The following is a 17,933-nucleotide window of genomic DNA, read 5'->3' on the forward strand; positions in this document are numbered from 1 at the left end:
AAACTCCTTTACTTACGCCCTTTGAACAGGCTGAGCAGTCTGCTTAAAATGCCCCTCTTCTTACTAGAGCCTTCTTTTTGTTGAGCTGAAACCTTGGGCGTTGTTTTACTCTGCAGGGCTTTGCGGTTTTTCCCTGCACTGGCTTTAGGTGCCCTTGTTCCTTCCTGAGCTTCAGATGATTCTGCCCGGTATTTACGTTTATAATAAGCAAGCCGTTCTTCAAACGTCAGATGTGCCAGATTTGGTTTGGCTGCGGTTTTCTCACGGGGGGCAGGAGTCCCTGCAACTTGTCCCTGATCGTGACGCTGAGGCTGTCGGACTGGGTGTTGTCCGTTTTTCTCCTTTGCGACGGATGAACGGGAGGGCTGTTTCTTGGCCTTGCCTCTGCCCTCTGATAGAGCTTGCCCTTCACCTTCACCGGTGCGTACCGGTTTTTGCCGCATGGGTCGTCCATGGTCACGCCGTTCTTCCTTGGCTCTGCCCTTAGCCGGCCCTCTGCCGCGACCAGATCCGGATCGTTCATATCCGCTGTCATCATAGGTGTCGGTTCGGATATGCATGCCCTCACTTTTGTCTTCACCATAGAGCTCTTCCGAAGCGATCTGTGAGGGAATCTTGGCTCCCAGATATTTTTCTATGGCCGGCAGTTCGTATACATCCTGTTCACTGGCCAGGCTGATAGCAATGCCGGTTTTCCCGGCCCGGGCTGTTCTGCCGATACGATGGACATAGTTTTCCGCTTCATTTGGCAGGTCATAATTGATAACCATCGCAAGCCCTTCGATATCAAGGCCCCGGGCGGCCACATCGGTGGCTACCAGGTAGCGGGTCTTGCCGGCCTTTACATCATCAATAATCTTAAGCCGTTTCACCTGGGGCAGGTCGCCGATGATGAACTCACAGGGAATATCGTTAATCCTGAGCCGCTTTGCTACAATTTCTGCATATTTCTTGGTATTACAGAAAATAATAGCACTTTCAGGTTGCCGCTGTTTCAGGATGCCGAGGAGCAGTTTCATCTTCTCATCCCCGGGAACGTGATATAAAAGCTGTTCAATTTCATCAACCGTCACCTGTTCCGGGGTAATTTCAATTTCCAGAGGATCCTTGGTGTATTCCCAGGCAAGGTTTTTTACCCAGGCGTTCAGGGTGGCACTGAACAGCATGGTTTGCCGCCGGTCTACTGGGGGAACCACTTTAATGAGCTTCCGCAGATCCGGGTAAAAGCCCATATCAAACATCCGGTCTGCTTCATCCAATACGAGGAAGGCGAGATCCATCAGGTTCATCTGACCTGAGCCATTCAGATCCAAAACACGGCCAGGGGTTCCTATGAGAATTTGCACCGATTCCCGGAGCAGTTTCTGTTGATGAGCATAGCCCACGCCGCCGTAAAAACTGCCGATTTTAAAGGAGAGATATTTCCCGATGCGTTTTGCCTCGTCTTCTACCTGAACCGCCAGTTCCCTGGTTGGAACCATAATAAGGGCTTTCTTGCCTGCCAGAAGTGGTTCTGTTAATAGCCGCTGGAAAATGACAATAAGATAGGCGGCTGTTTTCCCTGTCCCGGTCTGGGACTGAACATACAGGTCGTGGCCTCCAAAAGCGTTATTTAGCACCTGTTCCTGAACAGGGGTGCAGGTTACGTAGCCTGCATCTGCAATACCCCGTTGGAGGTCGGGGTGTAAGGTAAGTTCTGTGAATTCCATGTCTATACAATATATACCTTTTTTTCAACAATATGAAAAGACCAGCTACAACATGTCAATATTTGCAAAACTATTGATTAAAAATTAAACTATCTGGCAGGGGGACTACCATGGCAACAGTAGCTCAAAAACCTCTTGCATGGATTACGGCGGCCGATATGGGGCTGGGTCACAAGCGGGCCGCATGGCCTCTGGCCCCCTTTGGAAAAGGGGGCGTCATCATTGCAGGCAGTGATGCAAACACCGATCCGGATGAACTTGCCCTCTGGAATCGGCTCCGGCATACCTACGAAAGCCTTTCCCGAATTAAAAGCTGGCCGGTGGTGGGCAATGCCCTCTTTGGTATTATGGATGCCCTCATGGCCATTCCAACAGCCTATCCTTTCCGGGATCTTTCCAAGCCCACCATCCAGAATACCTTTGTTGATAAGCTCGTAGCCAAAGGGCTCTGCCGCACCTTTATCCGGCAGGCCCAATCGGAACCACTGCCTATCGTTACCACCTTTTACGCCCAGGCCATTGCCGCAGAAAAGGCGGGGCTTAAGCGCATTTACTGTGTTATTACCGATACGGACCTGAACCGGGTCTGGGTGGCGGCCAATCCAAAAGAAAGCCGGATCGAATATTTTGTACCCTGCGGCAGAGCCCTCAGGCGGCTGAAACAGTATGGTGTGCCGGATGAACGCATTTATATGACCGGTTTTCCTTTACCCCTGGATTTGACAGGTGATGAGGACCTCTCAATCCTTCGCAGCGATCTGGGGCTGCGACTTGCCCGGCTTGACCCGCAAAACCGTTTCTGGCCCCTCCATGTTTACTCGGTGGAACATTTTCTGGGTAAGGAATATTGCCCAGAAAAGCGGGGTCGGGAAGTGGGGCCCCTCACTATTACCTTTGCAGTAGGCGGCGCCGGAGCCCAGAAAGAAATCGGTGCTACGGTTCTGCACGCCCTGGCGCCTCGGCTTTCCGATGGTTCCTTCCGACTGAACCTGGTGGCAGGTAAACGCCCTGAGGTGGCGGTCTATTTTAGGGACCAATTGGAAACACTCCGCAGTAAACATCCCGAAGCGGCAGATTCGGTCACCATCGTCTTTAACCCGGAAGATGCCGGTTATTTTGCTGAATTTGCCACAATCCTCCATGATACGGATGTACTCTGGACCAAACCAAGTGAGCTTTCTTTTTATGCCGGTCTTGGTATTCCCATTATTATGGCACCGCCCATCGGCTCTCAGGAGGTTCATAACCGGGAGTGGCTTATGGAAATTCAAGGGGGCTTTGATCAGAAAGACCCCGAATATGCCCATGAGTGGCTCTGGGACCTGCTGAAGGAAGGCCGCTTGGCTGAATGTGCCTGGGATGGGTTTCTTAAAGCGCGAAAATATGGTACCTACAAAATTGCAGAAATTTTAAAAACCGGCACCATGCAACGGGAAACCAGTCCGTTGAAACGGTAGAATATGTCCAACATACTAATTGCGATGATCGAGGTGGGCTTTGGCCATAAGGGGCCAGCTCTTGTCATACAGGAAGCCCTGGAATCCGCATTTCCCGGAAAGCACCGCATCAATGTGATCGATTTTCCCGCTGTTGCAGGGGCCCACAGAACCGACAGAGCTATAAAGGCAGCCTGGGATACGGCTCTACAACACCCCTGGATGGTTCGTGCTTCCTATGCTTTTATGGAAGCAGTCTATCCCTGGAGTAGCAAGGTGCTTTACCCCTTTATTGCTGATTTTTATATCCGGGGCGGCCAGTATCTAGCTGAGGATCCACCTGACCTCTTTATCAGCACCCATCCCATGTGTTCCCTGGTAGCCGCCGAAGCCCGCCGCTGCTACGGCCTTCAGTTTCCCATTGTAAATGATGTTGTGGACCCCTTCGATGGCTACAGCCTCTGGGCTGAACAAAGTGCAGATCTCTTTTTAGTACATTCTGAGCAGAGCCGGGATCTTCTTAAAAGCCACCATATTGATGAACAGCGCATCAAACTGGTGCCCTATCCCCAGCTTCCTGCGATGTCTATTCCAGAAAGGACCACCGATGAGCTTCGTGCGATTTATGGTCTTGATCCACAAGGGACAGAAACCAAACCGGTAGTTCTTGTTACCAGTGGAGCCCAAGGCCTTGGAAAGGCTTATTCCTTTGCGATCCGGGCCTATCTTGAAGGATATCCTGTGGACTTTCTTGTGGTGACTGGAAAAAACACCCGTTTGTTTCAACAACTAGAAACAATCCTTTATGCGAACAAGCATAAAAAGCTTCCTGGCAAACTAATACCTCTTTCCTTTGCTACTTCTATGGCTGAGCTCTATAGTCTCTGTGATATGGTAGTCGGAAAGGCTGGTGCTTCAACCTGTATGGAAACGCTGTTTCATAAAAAGCCTCTGATCTGCATCGAATGGGCAGGTCAAAATGATTATAAAATTATCCAGTTTCTTCTCGAGAACCAGCTTGGTAGTTTTACCAGCCGGTATCATGACTGGATACAACTTCTTATAAAACCGCCAATATATAAAAAATATGATGCAGAATTTTCTAACCATGGTATACTACAGGAGTTGAGGAGCTTCCATGCTGTTTCTGGATCGATGTGACGGAGTACAGGTTAAAGGATTAAATCCCTTTCAAAAGGTGATTCCCTATATTATGACTACCCGCAATGGGGCGGCGGTTTATTTTTCTGAGGATGTCGATATTGAACCGGCGATGCATCTAGTAAAACGAATGAATGAATCAGAGCACACCACAAAGTATACCCTCTTTTCAGTAGTACTAACCGCAATAGCCCGGGTTTTAGAAGAAAAACCCCATTTGAATCGTTTTGTGATGGGTAAACATGTGTATCAGCGGAACTATAGGTCCATTTCTTTTATTGTAAAAAAGGCCCTCACTGAAGATGCCCGGGAAACCGATGCAAAGGTATACTTTGACCCAGGCGAAACTCTATCCACTGTGGCTGACAAGGTCCAAAACGCTATCGCATTAGCCCAAAGCGAAGTCTTAAGCCCCGATGAAAAGGAAATGTACGTTCTTTCCGCCATACCCGGAGGATATCGTCTTGCCACAGGTCTCTTTCGTCTTCTCGAACGTTTTAATCTGGCTCCGGCTTCTATGATCCACTCAGATCCGCTCTATACCTCTGTTTATGTGGCGAACCTGGCAAGCCTGAATTTGCCGGCACCCTATCATCACCTCTATGAATGGGGTACCGCTTCGGTCTTTGTTGTTATGGGTAAAATTGAACGGAGGCTTGTAACCCGAAAAGATGGTACAGTACAACAACGCCGTTTTATGAATTTTAAAATCACCCTTGATGAGCGTATTTCCGAAGGGCTCTACTTTGCAAGGGCTATCGATCTCTTCCGCTGCTATATGGCAAACCCTGCAGTGCTGCAAACATCCTCAAAACAAAGCGAAGGGGTTCCTGAAACCGTCCAGGAACCCCTCCCTATAGCCGCATCTCTTTCGTAAGAGGCGCTCTTATTTAATTTCGATCTTCCGGGGCTTAGCCGCTTCTTTGATACTGAGGGTTAAGAGCAGGATTCCGTCGTTCATCACCGCCTGGATCTTATCCCGGTCGATGGTTTCATCGATGATAAACCGTTTATGATATTCGCCGGTCTGCCGTTCCCGAATCAGGTAGGTCCCTTCGGGACTTACCATAGCGGGTTTCCCTTTAATCACGAGCTCGTTCTTTTCTACACTAACCTCAATCCCATCCTTGTCTACCCCGGGCATTTCTACCCGAACCAGGATCTGGCCGTTATCTTCGCAGATACTGCAGGCCGGTTGAACAGTCCGTACCTTCTGTTCCTGTTTCTTTTCCATAACCTCGTTCATAGCCTTCCTCCTTCTCATCCTTTTTATTTAACCTGAACAGCAATCTGCCGGGGTTTCAATTCTTCTTTCTTGCCGATGCTGACCGTCAGTACCCCGTTTTTCAGTTCTGCCTTGACCTTGTCCGGATCAGCCGCAACAGGTAAGGAGATGGTCCTGCGGAAGGAGCCTTCCCAGGTTTCCTTTCTGAAGAACCGCTTCTTATCCTTGGATTCCTTGGTCTCCTTCTTTTCCCCTTCGATGGTGATCACATTGTTTTCCACAGTCAGGTTGATGTCCTTCTTGTCTACCCCGGGGAGATCTACGGTCAGGGTATATCCCTCATTGGTTTCCACGAGATCCACCGCAGGGGCGAGGGCCCGGTCCAAGAGGCCCATGTTGTCAAAACCAAAGTCGAACCAGCGGCTCAACTCTCTTTGCAGTCGATCCAGTTCTTCTACCGGATCAAGTTCAGAGGGTCGATTACGTAACATAAGGTTCATAGCGTACCTCCTTGCATCTCAAGATGTGGTGAGCCTCTTTGAACCCTATCGGGGCTCTAAGGGCTCTTTTGTTTTCATAAATATAATAGCAAAATTCGTGCCAAGTTTTTTATATGGGTGATGGGATAGTTGAAATCGTATATTATTATATAATAAGAAAATATATTTATATATTGATGGAGGGGTTCTCTTTCCAGTACCATAGGTGCTTAACGAATCTATGCAGTTTATGGTCAATTTTGCTCAATAGAGTCATTATGATACATTTCAAGTGTGTTATTATGACCTATTATTATTTATTTTTAAAATAAGCCCTGGGTCGCTCTGACGCAGTAAAACATAACGCAGGAACAGGCCCCTTGCACGAAAGGCCTGAAAGGGCACATACTCTCACAATCCATGACAGAGTATTCCCTGATTTTTATATCCATACATTGTGAACAGAGTCCCGATGCGGTAGCCCTCGGGGCCGCCTCGGTGGCGTCCTTTGTTCAGGCTCGGTTCACCAGGATTCGCATCCTTGATGCCTATGTTGACGAAAGCCCATCACAGATTTTTGAGCGGCTTTTCCGGCTTTGTTCGGGCGCTTCGGGCCCCCCAGAAACGCTTGGTCCCCAGGAGGCTCACAGACAGGTTGTGGGTTTTTCCCTCTATAGCTGGAATCGGAAACTGAGCCTGACCGTAGCTGCGCTTTGCCGGGAAGCCTTCCCTGATTGTTTTCTCGTTGCGGGGGGGCCCGAAGTAAGCGCCCGGCCCGAAGGGCTGAGTACCACCGAAGGCGGCCCCTTTTCTGTGTTAATCCGAGGAGAAGGTGAATCGGCTTTCCAAAAGGTTCTAGAAGCCTGGTCTGCTGGTATAGCCCCATGCCAGACAATCATAGATGGGAAAACCGAAGATATAACTCAACTTCCTTCTCCCTGGCTTTCAGGACTCCTTAAAGGCAAAACAACTGCATTGTGGGAACTTGCACGGGGCTGTCCCTATGCATGTAGCTACTGTTATGAATCCAAAGGAAACCATCGTCTCCGCTATATATCAGAAGAACGTTTTCATCAGGAGCTGGATTATTTTGTACAAAAACAGATGCACTCTGTTTTTGTCCTGGATCCGACCTTTAATGCAAACAATAAACGAACACTCCAGATTTTAGACCGTCTTATCGAAAAGGCCCCCAATATTCATTGGCATTTCGAGGTTCGCGCAGAGCTTCTAAACCGGGATCAGGCTCGGCGTTTTGCCCAGTTGGGAGCTTCCCTGCAGATTGGCCTTCAGACCGCAGATCCGGAGGTTTCTGCCCGGCTTAACCGTCCGCTGGAACTAGCAAAATTTAAACAGAAAATCGATATACTAAACCAGGAAGGGGTTGTTTTTGGTCTTGATCTCATCTATGGTCTCCCTGGAGATACCCTTGAGGGCTTTTTGGAAAGCCTTAATGTTGCCATCAACCTTTATCCAAATCATCTGGATATCTTCAGGCTTGCGATCCTTCCCGGTACGGTTCTCGCTGAAGAAGCTTCACACTATGATATGAACTATGAAACCGAGCCTCCCTATACCCTCCGTTCCAGTGCCAGTTTTTCTCGCCAAGATATGGACAGGGCAGAACGTTTGGCCAGGGCGGTGGATTTCTTCTATAACAAGGGCCGAGCTGTACCCTGGTTTAACCAGGTACTCTATCCGCTCCATAAAACGCCTGCCCAGCTGTTTCTGCTCTTTGCAAATTTTATGGATGCAAAAAAGAAACCCTGGGATGCAAACGTAGATCCTTCATATCCCGCCTCTCGGGAAGCTATTATACTCGAATTCCTCCATGGTTTATTTGAAAAGCAAAAGTTAGACTACCTGCTCCCGGCGGTTTGGGATGTAGTCCGTTTCCATGGCGCCTGGGCTCGGGCTTTGGCAGAGGGCATTACCACCACGATAGACTGCAACTACGATCCGGATCAGCTTTTTGGGGCCGGTGTTCTGGACTTGGAAGAGTTCTGTGCTTTGGCAGATATGAATCCTACGAGAATCCGAGTAAAACCGGGTAGAAATGAACCAGAGGTAAGTATCATATCATGAATAGCGTCACGAATATTCAAAATCCTTTAAAAGATGAACGTAATTTGCTGCGGCGTTTGTATGTTTCGCGGATTGGGCTTGTGCTGGAAAGTATTCTTGTTGGACTTGCATCCGGCTTGGTGGTTGCCCTGTTTCGACTGGCCCTAGTAAAGGCTGATGGGATACGGTTTACCTGGTATACCTTTCTGAGAAACCAGATACATCAGGGCCGCTGGCAACCCCTGGTTCTCCAAATCGGTCTTTATAGCTTGTTGGGGCTCATACTTGGCTGGATGAGTATCTGGAGGCCTATGGCTCGGGGAAGTGGTATTCCTCAGTTAAAGGGGTATTTCGAAGGTCGTTTTCAGTTCCGCTGGTTTTCTGAGCTTCTTGTTAAAATAGTGAGCGGTATTCTGGGGATTGGTGCTGGCCTTTCTCTGGGGCGAGAGGGTCCCTCAGTGCAAATTGGTTCCTATGTTGGTATGGGGCTTCTATCGCGGTCATCGCGGCCCGAAGTTGAAAAAAAGTTCCTGATTACCGCCGGAGCCTCTGCAGGGCTTGCTGCTGCTTTTAACGCACCCCTTGCTGGGGTGCTCTTCGCTCTAGAGGAATTACACCGGGTATTTTCGCCACTACTGCTTACCTGTACCCTTGCAGCTTCTATGACTGCCGATATAATGGCAGGCCTCTTTTTTGGTATGCACCCGGTTTTTTCGTTTCGTGCCCTCAATCTGCTTCCAATTAAACTGTATCCCTGGCTTATGCTTCTGGGTATAGTGAGTGCTTTTGGTGCGGATCTCTTTAAACGAGCTCTCTATAGGGTTCAAGACCTATATAAGGCTTCAAAGTTACCCCGTATAATCTGGCCAATCTTACCGCTTATAGCTTCTATCCCCTTAGGTTTATATTATTTTGATGTTACCGGGGGTGGCCACCCGCTTATTGAATCGTTAACTGAATCTCCGCGGGCTATTGTAATACTTGGTACACTCTTTATCATTAAATTGATGTTTACCGCCCTTTCTTATGGTGTCGGTACAGCGGGAGGCATCTTTCTACCCCTTCTGGTTTGTGGCGCCCTGTTGGGGACCTTGGTGGGTCAGGTGCTTTCAGCTTTTGGTTTTATTGATCAGAGCTATGTTCTTAACTTTTTAATTCTCGGTATGGCAGCCTTTTTTACAGCTGTAGTAAAAGCGCCAGTTACAGGGGCTGTGTTAATTCTGGAAATGTGCGGTAATTTTAACCATTTTGGTGGACTTATGCTGGTTTGTCTTGTAGCGTATGTAAGTTCTGATATGCTGGTTTCTGAACCTGTTTATGAGGTGCTGCTCAGACGAATAGCTGCAACGACAGAGCCTGTACCAGAAAAAACTGGTCAGAATTTGTAGTAAGGGTTTATACTACTCTATGGATATGCCCTGGTGCAGGATCCTTACAATCATATCACGCTGAAAAGGGAGGTTGCTATGGCTCAAGCTGGTGAGCAGAAAAAGGGTGCCCTGGATTGGTATTTTAAGACCAATCTGCTGGTCCGCATTCTGATTGGGTTAATACTTGGAGCAATTGTCGGTATCATCCTGGGATTTTTCCCCGCTTCGGTAAAGCCCTTTGTGGACAATTCTAAATTCTTCGGAGATCTTTTTATCCGGCTTCTTAAGATGATTGTGGTGCCGGTGATCTTTTTCTCCCTTGTCTCTGGTGCGGCCAGTATTGCCCCGGGACGTCTCGGTCGGGTGGGTGTAAAAATAGTTCTGTATTATCTCATAACCTCATTTTTCGCAGTTATTATTGGCCTGCTTTTTGCGAATCTTCTTCAGCCCGGCGCTGGTTTTGGGATTGTCGGAGATGCAGCAGTCAAAGGAAAGTCTGCTGAGGCTCCAACGCTCGTACAAATTCTTTTAAATATTATTCCCACCAATCCGGTTGAATCCCTTGCTAAAGGTGATGTGCTCCCGATTATCTTTTTTGCTGTTGTGTTTGGTATAGCCCTTTCGTATGTCAAGGATTCAACGAATGCAAAGGTAGCCCAGGGTGCAGGTCTTTTATTTGATGTTAGCAATGCCGCTGCGGAAACCATGTATAAGGTGGTGGGCGGTATTATGCAGTATGCTCCTATCGGTGTCTTTGTGCTTATCGCCTCGGTCTTTGCCCAACAGGGACCGAAAGCCTTAGGCCCCCTTTTTATGGTAACCTTGACTGCCTATTTGGGGCTTATAATCCATTTCATCATAACCTATGGTGGTTTTCTTTCAGTTTATAAACTTGGTTTCTTTAAATTTATAAAAGGCGCCAATGAGGCTATGATTACCGCCTTTGTTACCCGTTCATCCAGTGGTACGCTTCCGGTAACCCTTCGGGTTTCCGAAGAAAATCTCGGTGTTCCTCGAAGCATCAGTTCTTTCACCTTACCCCTTGGTGCAACGATTAATATGGATGGAACCGCAATCTACCTTGGGGTATGTGCCATGTTTATTGGGTATGCGACGGGTAATCCGCTTACCTTTGCACAGCAGGCAACGGTCGTTATTACTGCAACCCTGGCTTCCATTGGTACCGCCGGTGTTCCCGGTGCAGGGGCCATTATGCTCCTGATGGTGCTTGAATCTATTGGCCTCAAGGTTTCCGAAGGAAGCGCAGTAGCTGCAGCCTATGCGATGATCCTGGGTATCGATGCCCTCCTTGATATGGGCCGAACCTGGCTTAATGTCACCGGTGATATGGTGGGATCTGTAGTAGTCTCAAAATCAGAGAAGGAATTGGATGAGTCTCTGTGGAAGTAATGCAAGAATAGACTGAGGTAACTTGTATGCGACAGGATTGTTGATCTTCGACAATTCTGTCGATTTGCGCCTAAATGGTAGCATATAACCCCTAATTACTCTATTTATTAAGCCTTTTAATTCATCAATTGTTCTAAACCTTGTTTTTCGTGGCTTTGTAAATCTATACATAATAATTTTTTAATTTTAACTTTTCCTTTAGATAATTATAGGATATTTTTATGATCAAACTTGTCGTTTTGGCGCGATAATTGCTATGGTAATAAAACTCATAAATATAGAATTTTATTGATATAACAGTTACAGTATTATATACAGGATAGGAGATGATGAAACACAATCGGTTGATTCGGTTTGCTAAGGTTGAATTTTTACTTACATGTTTAATTGTAGCTCCCTTCCTTTATGCGGGAGGTAAAGGAGAAAGCGCCCGGGATAATGCTGACGGGACCCTTAACTGGTCCAAAACCTTTAATATTACCGATAAAAAGCCTGGAATCTATAATCTCTATGCAGAAGGTCAGGATGTGGCAGGGAATAAGACCATAGCCGGACCGATCAACTTGTATGTGGATCCTAAGTCTGATCTACCGATAGCCCGTATCGCCAATCCTTTACAGGGAATGCGGGTCTCTGGTGATTTGAATATTGTAGGTACCTGTACTGATGACGATGCGGTAGAGCGGGTAGAACTTCAGATTGATGGAGGCGACTGGATTGTGGCCAAAGGAAAGGCCTTTTGGTCCTATTATATAAAAACTGGTGATATTCCCGATGGCCGCCGCAAAATCAGTGTTCGTGGGATAGATATCAACGGGCTTGTAGGCCCCGTCCAGACCATTCAGTTTGATATGGACCGCGCCCGTCCCGGAGCGACAATACTTCAACCTCAGGCAGGCTCACTCGTTTCAGGTACCATCACTATGAAAGGGACTGTTCAGGATGCTAATGGTGTGGCAAAGGTAGAATATTCCCTGGATAATGGAGAAAATTGGATTCCGATAAAAGGTTCCTATGATGTGAAAAAGGGAATATTTCCCTTTTCTGTTGCTATCGATACTAAAAAATTGAGTCCCGGTCCGACGGTAGTGCTCATTCGGGGTACCGATAGGGTGGGATCAGTGGGGATCACACCGACCCTTTTTGTTATCGATAATACCCGTCCAGAAATAACGATTCTATCACCTCTTCCTGGAGAGAAGATTGATCGTAGCTTCGTTGTCATGGGTCGAGTGAGGGATGATGTAGCTCTGAGTAGTTTTTCCTGGAAGATGGGATCCCAGGGTGGGGAAATTCCCTTCACACCAGGAGATCCCTATTGGGCGCTTCCTATTACTATAACTGATACAAAACTTTCATCTGTAGAAATTCTCTTTACTGCCCGAGATCTTATTGGAAATATAACTGAATATAAATTTAAGTTCCCCCTAGATCAAACAAAGGATTTTCCACGGACCACCCTACTTAATCCGATAAGCTCTGGGTCGGGGAAGGCTGCGATGAGTGCAGGAACCTTATTGGTAGCTGGTTATGCCCGGGATGATGATGGAGTTTCGGCCATAGAATATTGGCTGGATAAGGAACCAGAAAAAAAAATTGAAACAAGTGGTGCCTTTTCGGTTCAGATTGATGGAATTGTCCCTGGAAAACACACAATCAGTGTGCGGGCTATAGATCGAAATGGACTTGCAGGTCCCATAGCATCAACTCTGTTTGAGGATATAGGGCCTGATCCCCAGCTTTCTCTGGAAGATATCATTTATAACAGTGGTGCCAAGGATGAACGAAAAGAGGCCTTTGATCCCGGTATGGAAGTCGCCCCTGATGCAAAAGCGAGCCTCCGTCTTACTGCAAAGACCCTGGGAAAACTTGAAAAACTTGTGTATTCCTTTGCTGATGGTCCTGAACAGTCCATCACTGCTAAGGGTGGAGGAACCCAAACCTTTCTGATTCCTCTTCCTTCTGCAGGGCCCTTTGGGTTCATCCCCTTTACCGCATCGGTAACCGATAGTGCCGGACGGACCGTATCCCTCACAAGTCATGTATATATCACTAATTATGGTGTTGTGAGAGGAAGCCCTGCCTTCTATTTTACTGATGAACGACTCTCCAGCGATGGGGTGGTATATTTCAAAAAAAATGCCGGTGAAGCTGAACCGGTCCTGTTCACAGGCCGCTTCGTCGGTGCTGAAATAGCTCAAGTGAGCCTTGAACCGGATTCGAAGATACTGCAGGTTACTGCAGAGTCAAATAGAATTTTGGTAAAGCCCCTTTCTGCTGGTGTCACCGGTCCCCACCGGATTGTCGTGAAAAGCACCATGGGGCATATCTATAAATCAGATCAGTTTACCTTTAATAATGACGATACGGGTCCACAGATCCAACTGAAAAAGCTCGATACACCCTTTATTACAACTCCGACGTATACACTTTCAGCTGTTCTGACGGACATTTCAGGTATACATTCTGCCTCCTATCGTATTCTGAATGCAGAAGGGAAAGAGGTTACCAATGGGACCATCCCATTACATGGAAAAGCAGGAGATACTAAGGCTTCTGTAAATCATGAAATTGCGATTGGGACCCTTCCGAATGGAGCCTATACTATTGAACTTACAACCCAGGATACAGCGGGGAATAGTAGTTTGGAATCGGTTTTAGTATATAAGGATACCGCAGGTCCAGAAATCTCACTCGTAAGCCCCTCATCAGAATTGACTATTCCCTTTGCAACAGGTTTTGTTCAGGATCCGGCGGGTATCCAGTCTCTCTCCTACGCAGCGGATGGCAAAAGCTTTACTGCTCTTGATGCAAATAAGCCCTTCACTATTCCCTTGATAGATCCGGTTTCAGGACAAATGCTTAGTGGTTCTGGAGGTGTTCTTAAAGCAGTAGACCGGGCAGGAAATGTAACGACTCTGAATATTCCAGCATTTTATAGCTCTTCTCGTGATGTAGAAACCGCTCTTCCGACCGAAACTTCCACAGGCGGTACGAAGGCCGCTTCCATTCCAGCGCCAAAAATTGAGCTCTTCGGAGTACTTCCTGGTTTTGGAGCTCCCTTTATTGGTGGTACCCCCGGGGCTTCCGGTGCAGTGACTCCCTCAGGAACCACGATGATCGGTCCCCGTCCGATACTCATTTTTAAGATGAGTTCCGCCGCTCCGCCTGTTTCATTAGCCTACTCACTCGGAACCATAAAGGGTACCATAGATCCTGGAAGCCTTATCCCCATTGGCTCCGGCAGTGTTGAAGGTCAGACAATTTATGCTGGTGTACTCTTTGTGGATTTAGGAAGCCCTAAGTCCGGACAAGTTATCGCAGGTATTACCGTAAAAGATAAAAACGGTAAAACAGGTTCAGCAACATTGAACCTGCAGGTACAAGTTGATGCAGATAAACCAAACCTTTCTTTTGTGTCTTTGGAAGATAATACCCAACAAAGGGCTCTGGTACGTTTTATGGTTTCCGCTACCAGTTCTCTCGGCTTACAGGGCTATCGGTATCAATTGGATAAGGAGGCTCCTCAGTTAATTGAAAATCCTGGATCTGCTTTAATAGAACTCACAACCCTTTCGGCAGGTTCTCATACGATTACTTTAACTGCAGTGGATCTCTTGGGTAGAGAATCGGCGCCTATAAAACGGAATATTCGAGTAATTGGCCCCGTTCCCCAATTAGGAGAAATTGCGGTAAGTCAAAAAAATGGACGTACTATTGTAGAGCGTTCTGGTACATTCAGCTACGAATCTGGAGCTTTCTTAGAAGGTACGGTTAGTGCAGCTAATGGATTGACCGGAGTAGAACTCCATTTTGGAAACCGTACTCCCATTAAGGCTGTTTTAAAAAAAGGAACAGGATCTGACACACTATGGCAGGCTCCTTTACCTGTGGATCTCCCCTTCACCCGGATACCGATTGAGATTATCCTGACCGATGGAGCAGGCCTTTCGGTTACCAAAACATTCGATCTCTATAGGATTATTTCTTTAAAAGATCCTTTGAAGTTTGATAAACCTGGACTCTATACGAATGATATTCGATACAATGCAAATGAGAACTCATTCCGTTTTGTCTCTGATGAAGTACTCCAGTTTCGGTTTATAGGAGAACCCCTTGAATCAGTCCGTTTTAATACAAACACACCCGAGCTTGTAATAGATTATCAGGACCGGATGATTACCGTTCATCCTGTTAAAGATGGGAAAACTCAACCTGTATGGATCATCGCTAAAACCATAGAAGGAGATGAATTCCGATGGGGGCCCTGTACCTTTATTGTGAGCTTAACCGACCCTGCTGTAACTATTGTTGAACCTCGCCAGGATGGCTGGTATAAAGGTTTAATTCCCTTTGTAGCTACCCTAGATCCATCCCAGACAGGCTTACAAAAAATTGAAAGGGTTGAATATGTAGTTGATAGCTTTAATAATGAGGATGCCCAGTGGACCCCACTTGCACTAACACCTGACCCAAAGGATCCTCTTAAACTGCAAGGAGAATTCCTGCTGAATGGGGCTGATGGTGCCCATAATGTTCTATTCAAAGCGGTGAATGGGCTTGGCCGAAGCAAAGAATTCCATATTATAGTTAATCGGGATACCCAGAATCCTGCAGGTCGCATTATGCTGCCACCAAACCAGGACTCTGTAAATGGTCGTATTACCATAGCTGCCTCTTTTGATGATCCCTCTGGACAGTTGGCCGCGATTTTATGGAGTGAAGATGGAGGTAAGACCTGGGAACCAAGCAATACTTTGAACTTTACAGTCCGTCGCTTCGATCTGAGTGCCCAAAGTTCCGCCGCGGATCAGATACGCTTTAAGGCGGTCGATGCCTCAGGTAATGAAACTGAACTCACCGGCTCCTTTAACCTGGATGTCGCGGCCGATAAACCCCGGGTTCAAATCATGCAGCCTGAAGAATTAGAGGTACTTCGGGAAGACTTTGTGATTGCTGGAGCTGCCTTCGACGATGATGGATTAAAATCGATCCATTATCGTTTTGATGATGGGCCTATCCAGGAACTGGCCCTGGAAGGCAACAGCTTTAATGTACCCATCCGGCTTGTGGATACTACCGACAATGAACACCATATCACTGTTTTTGCAGAGGATATTTATGGTGTTCATGGTGACCCGGTAGTCCGTACCTACAGAATCTCAAAAGAAGAACCCAAGGCTGAAATCAGAACTCCTACCCTCGATACTACGGTCCGTGGTGTAATCGATATATCCGGCGTAGCATCCGATGCGAATGGTATTAAAGAGGTATACCTTTCCTTTGACAACGCGGTTACCTTTAATAAATGTGTGGGTACTGAAAACTGGACCTATCGGCTTGATACACGAAATCTGAAGAGTGGACTCCACTCAATTTATGTAAAACCAATAGATGGGTATGAAACTACAGGCTTCTATGCAGGCCTCATTTCTATCGATAATACAGCACCCCAGGTCATGTTGGATGTTCCCTTCGATATGTCTGTGAGCCGGGGAAATCTTGTTTTAAGCGGTCGGATTTCCGATGATACCCAGCTTGCAAGCTGTGATGCGGTTGTTTTCAGCAAACTTCAACCTGACAAGGGGACAAGAACGTTCTCGTTACCATTGGAACCGGTGATTCAGCAGACCCTGGATTTGACAGGTCTTCCGAAGGGGGAATACGGTATTCGGATTGTTGTCCGGGATAAGGCTGGCAACGAAACGGTTTCCAGTCGGGACTTTGTGTTGGATCCTGATTTTACCGACGAGATGATTGCTATTGCTACTCCTGTACGGGGTGAATACTTGACTGGTATGTTCCGTATTCAGGGCTTCCTGCGTTCGAGCCGCTTACCCAGTGCAGTAAGTCTCCTCATTGATAATGAGGATGTTGCTTCTATTACTCCAAAATCAAATGGCTGGTTTTCCCTGGATATCAGCGATGAAAAGCTGAAAACAGGTACCCATACCCTTATTGTTCGTTATACCAACAATGAAAATAAGGTTGTTAGCAGTGAGCCTGTAACGATTGATTATAAACCCTCTGGCCCCTGGATTATGGTTAATGCCTTTACTTCAGGTGATTACATCCCTGGCCGGCCCTGGCTCAAGGGGAACGCCGGCTGGTATCTTGCGTCGGCGGATGCGGAAGCAGAGGCTGATGCCGATGCAGCCCTGGCGGCATCAGCCCCAAAAAATAAAAAAGTCGATCCTAAATCTCTTGCTCGAGCCCGTCAGCAGGGACGGCAGGTGGCTCTCATAGAGGTAAGTCTCGATAACGGCAGGACATTCTTCCCTGCAGCAGGAACAAAAGATTGGAAATTCCGCCTGGAAACCCAGGATTATCCCGAAGGATTATTGCCGCTTCTTGTCCGGGCTACCTTTAAGAATGGTGATAGGACTCTCTCTAAGGTGATATTAAACCTGGATAAGACACCGCCCAGCATATCCATGTTAAAACCAGAAGAAGGTGGTCGGTTTAACCAGAATCTTAAAGTGTATGGAATTGCAAAGGATGATGTGAACCTTGCTTCGGTCAGGGTCGTCCTGCGACAGGGTGATAAGGCGGGTTATCAGGTACCAGCCTTTATACAAGGTTTATATGTAGATTCTGGGGGTTTAGGAGAAACACTTTATAATGCAGGACTTGGTCTCACCTTCTTCGATGATAATGTAAAATTACAGGCTTCTTATGGTTTTACTCCACAACATTATAATAATGAGGAACAACGTTTTTATGGGACGGTATTCAGCGGAAAACTTTTAGCCAATGTTGCAGCCTTACCTTTTGGTTATTTTTTTGGTCCTGACTGGAATTTCCTTTCTGCCAATCTTGCGGTAGGTGCAAAATTTAGCTACTTCACCGAGACTGCCAGTGGCCAGCCCCTTATTTTAAGTGCTGTAGTTGGCCAGGTAGAATTCCCCCGGTTCAAATTCGAGCGGCTTCAGTATTTCAGTACCCTTTCACTATATTCTGAATTACAGGCATGGTTCATATCAGCAGAGGTTTCTGGGGGAATTGCCTATCGGCTATCCTTTGGTGTACGAAGCAGCATTTTCTAGCTGAATGTTATACATCGTAAACATTGCATCAAT

General features: G+C 47.0%; 10 protein-coding genes. 7 read left to right on the forward strand and 3 right to left on the reverse strand.

Going from position 1 to position 17,933, the window contains the following annotated elements:
• Nucleotides 1-8: 8 nt before the first annotated feature.
• On the reverse strand, nucleotides 9-1,709 hold the full coding sequence (locus SPICA_RS02900; RefSeq protein ID WP_013968044.1) for a DEAD/DEAH box helicase: 1,701 nt from the start codon (nucleotides 1,707-1,709) through the stop codon (nucleotides 9-11).
• 110 nt (nucleotides 1,710-1,819) lie between these two features.
• On the opposite strand from SPICA_RS02900, the gene SPICA_RS02905 reads away from it, so the two are divergent.
• The 3 genes from SPICA_RS02905 to SPICA_RS02915 are packed head-to-tail and all read left to right on the forward strand — an operon-like array spanning nucleotide 1,820 to nucleotide 5,183.
• On the forward strand, nucleotides 1,820-3,166 hold the full coding sequence (locus tag SPICA_RS02905; protein ID WP_013968045.1) for a glycosyltransferase family protein: 1,347 nt from the start codon (nucleotides 1,820-1,822) through the stop codon (nucleotides 3,164-3,166).
• Between the two features lie 3 nt (nucleotides 3,167-3,169).
• Nucleotides 3,170-4,306, forward strand: a complete 1,137-nt coding sequence (locus SPICA_RS02910; protein WP_013968046.1) for a glycosyltransferase — start codon at nucleotides 3,170-3,172, stop codon at nucleotides 4,304-4,306.
• The gene (locus SPICA_RS02915; RefSeq protein WP_013968047.1) at nucleotides 4,284-5,183 is read left to right on the forward strand and encodes a 2-oxo acid dehydrogenase subunit E2; all 900 of its coding nucleotides are present in this window, start codon (nucleotides 4,284-4,286) and stop codon (nucleotides 5,181-5,183) included. The genes SPICA_RS02910 and SPICA_RS02915 overlap by 23 nt, the downstream gene beginning before the upstream one ends.
• Before the next feature lie 9 nt (nucleotides 5,184-5,192).
• Here SPICA_RS02915 and SPICA_RS02920 read toward each other — a convergent pair whose 3' ends face one another.
• On the reverse strand, nucleotides 5,193-5,552 hold the full coding sequence (locus SPICA_RS02920; protein ID WP_013968048.1) for an Hsp20/alpha crystallin family protein: 360 nt from the start codon (nucleotides 5,550-5,552) through the stop codon (nucleotides 5,193-5,195).
• A 23-nt stretch (nucleotides 5,553-5,575) separates the two neighbouring features.
• Nucleotides 5,576-6,031 (reverse strand): Hsp20/alpha crystallin family protein, encoded by a 456-nt coding sequence (locus SPICA_RS02925; protein ID WP_013968049.1) that lies wholly within the window; start codon nucleotides 6,029-6,031, stop codon nucleotides 5,576-5,578.
• Between the two features lie 399 nt (nucleotides 6,032-6,430).
• Here SPICA_RS02925 and SPICA_RS02930 point away from each other — a divergent pair, with 399 nt between their 5' ends.
• The 4 genes from SPICA_RS02930 (at nucleotide 6,431) to SPICA_RS02945 (ending at nucleotide 17,900) form a co-directional block, all read left to right on the forward strand.
• On the forward strand, nucleotides 6,431-8,095 hold the full coding sequence (locus SPICA_RS02930) for a B12-binding domain-containing radical SAM protein (protein WP_013968050.1): 1,665 nt from the start codon (nucleotides 6,431-6,433) through the stop codon (nucleotides 8,093-8,095).
• Nucleotides 8,092-9,462, forward strand: a complete 1,371-nt coding sequence (locus SPICA_RS02935) for a ClC family H(+)/Cl(-) exchange transporter (protein ID WP_013968051.1) — start codon at nucleotides 8,092-8,094, stop codon at nucleotides 9,460-9,462. Before SPICA_RS02930 ends, SPICA_RS02935 begins: the two co-directional genes overlap by 4 nt.
• 78 nt (nucleotides 9,463-9,540) lie before the next feature.
• On the forward strand, nucleotides 9,541-10,854 hold the full coding sequence (locus SPICA_RS02940; protein WP_013968052.1) for a dicarboxylate/amino acid:cation symporter: 1,314 nt from the start codon (nucleotides 9,541-9,543) through the stop codon (nucleotides 10,852-10,854).
• A 326-nt stretch (nucleotides 10,855-11,180) separates the two neighbouring features.
• On the forward strand, nucleotides 11,181-17,900 hold the full coding sequence (locus tag SPICA_RS02945; protein ID WP_156789613.1) for an Ig-like domain-containing protein: 6,720 nt from the start codon (nucleotides 11,181-11,183) through the stop codon (nucleotides 17,898-17,900).
• Nucleotides 17,901-17,933 lie beyond the last annotated feature (33 nt).

The organism is Gracilinema caldarium DSM 7334 (assembly GCF_000219725.1).
In the GTDB taxonomy this organism is placed as follows: Bacteria; Spirochaetota; Spirochaetia; order Treponematales; family Breznakiellaceae; genus Gracilinema; species Gracilinema caldarium.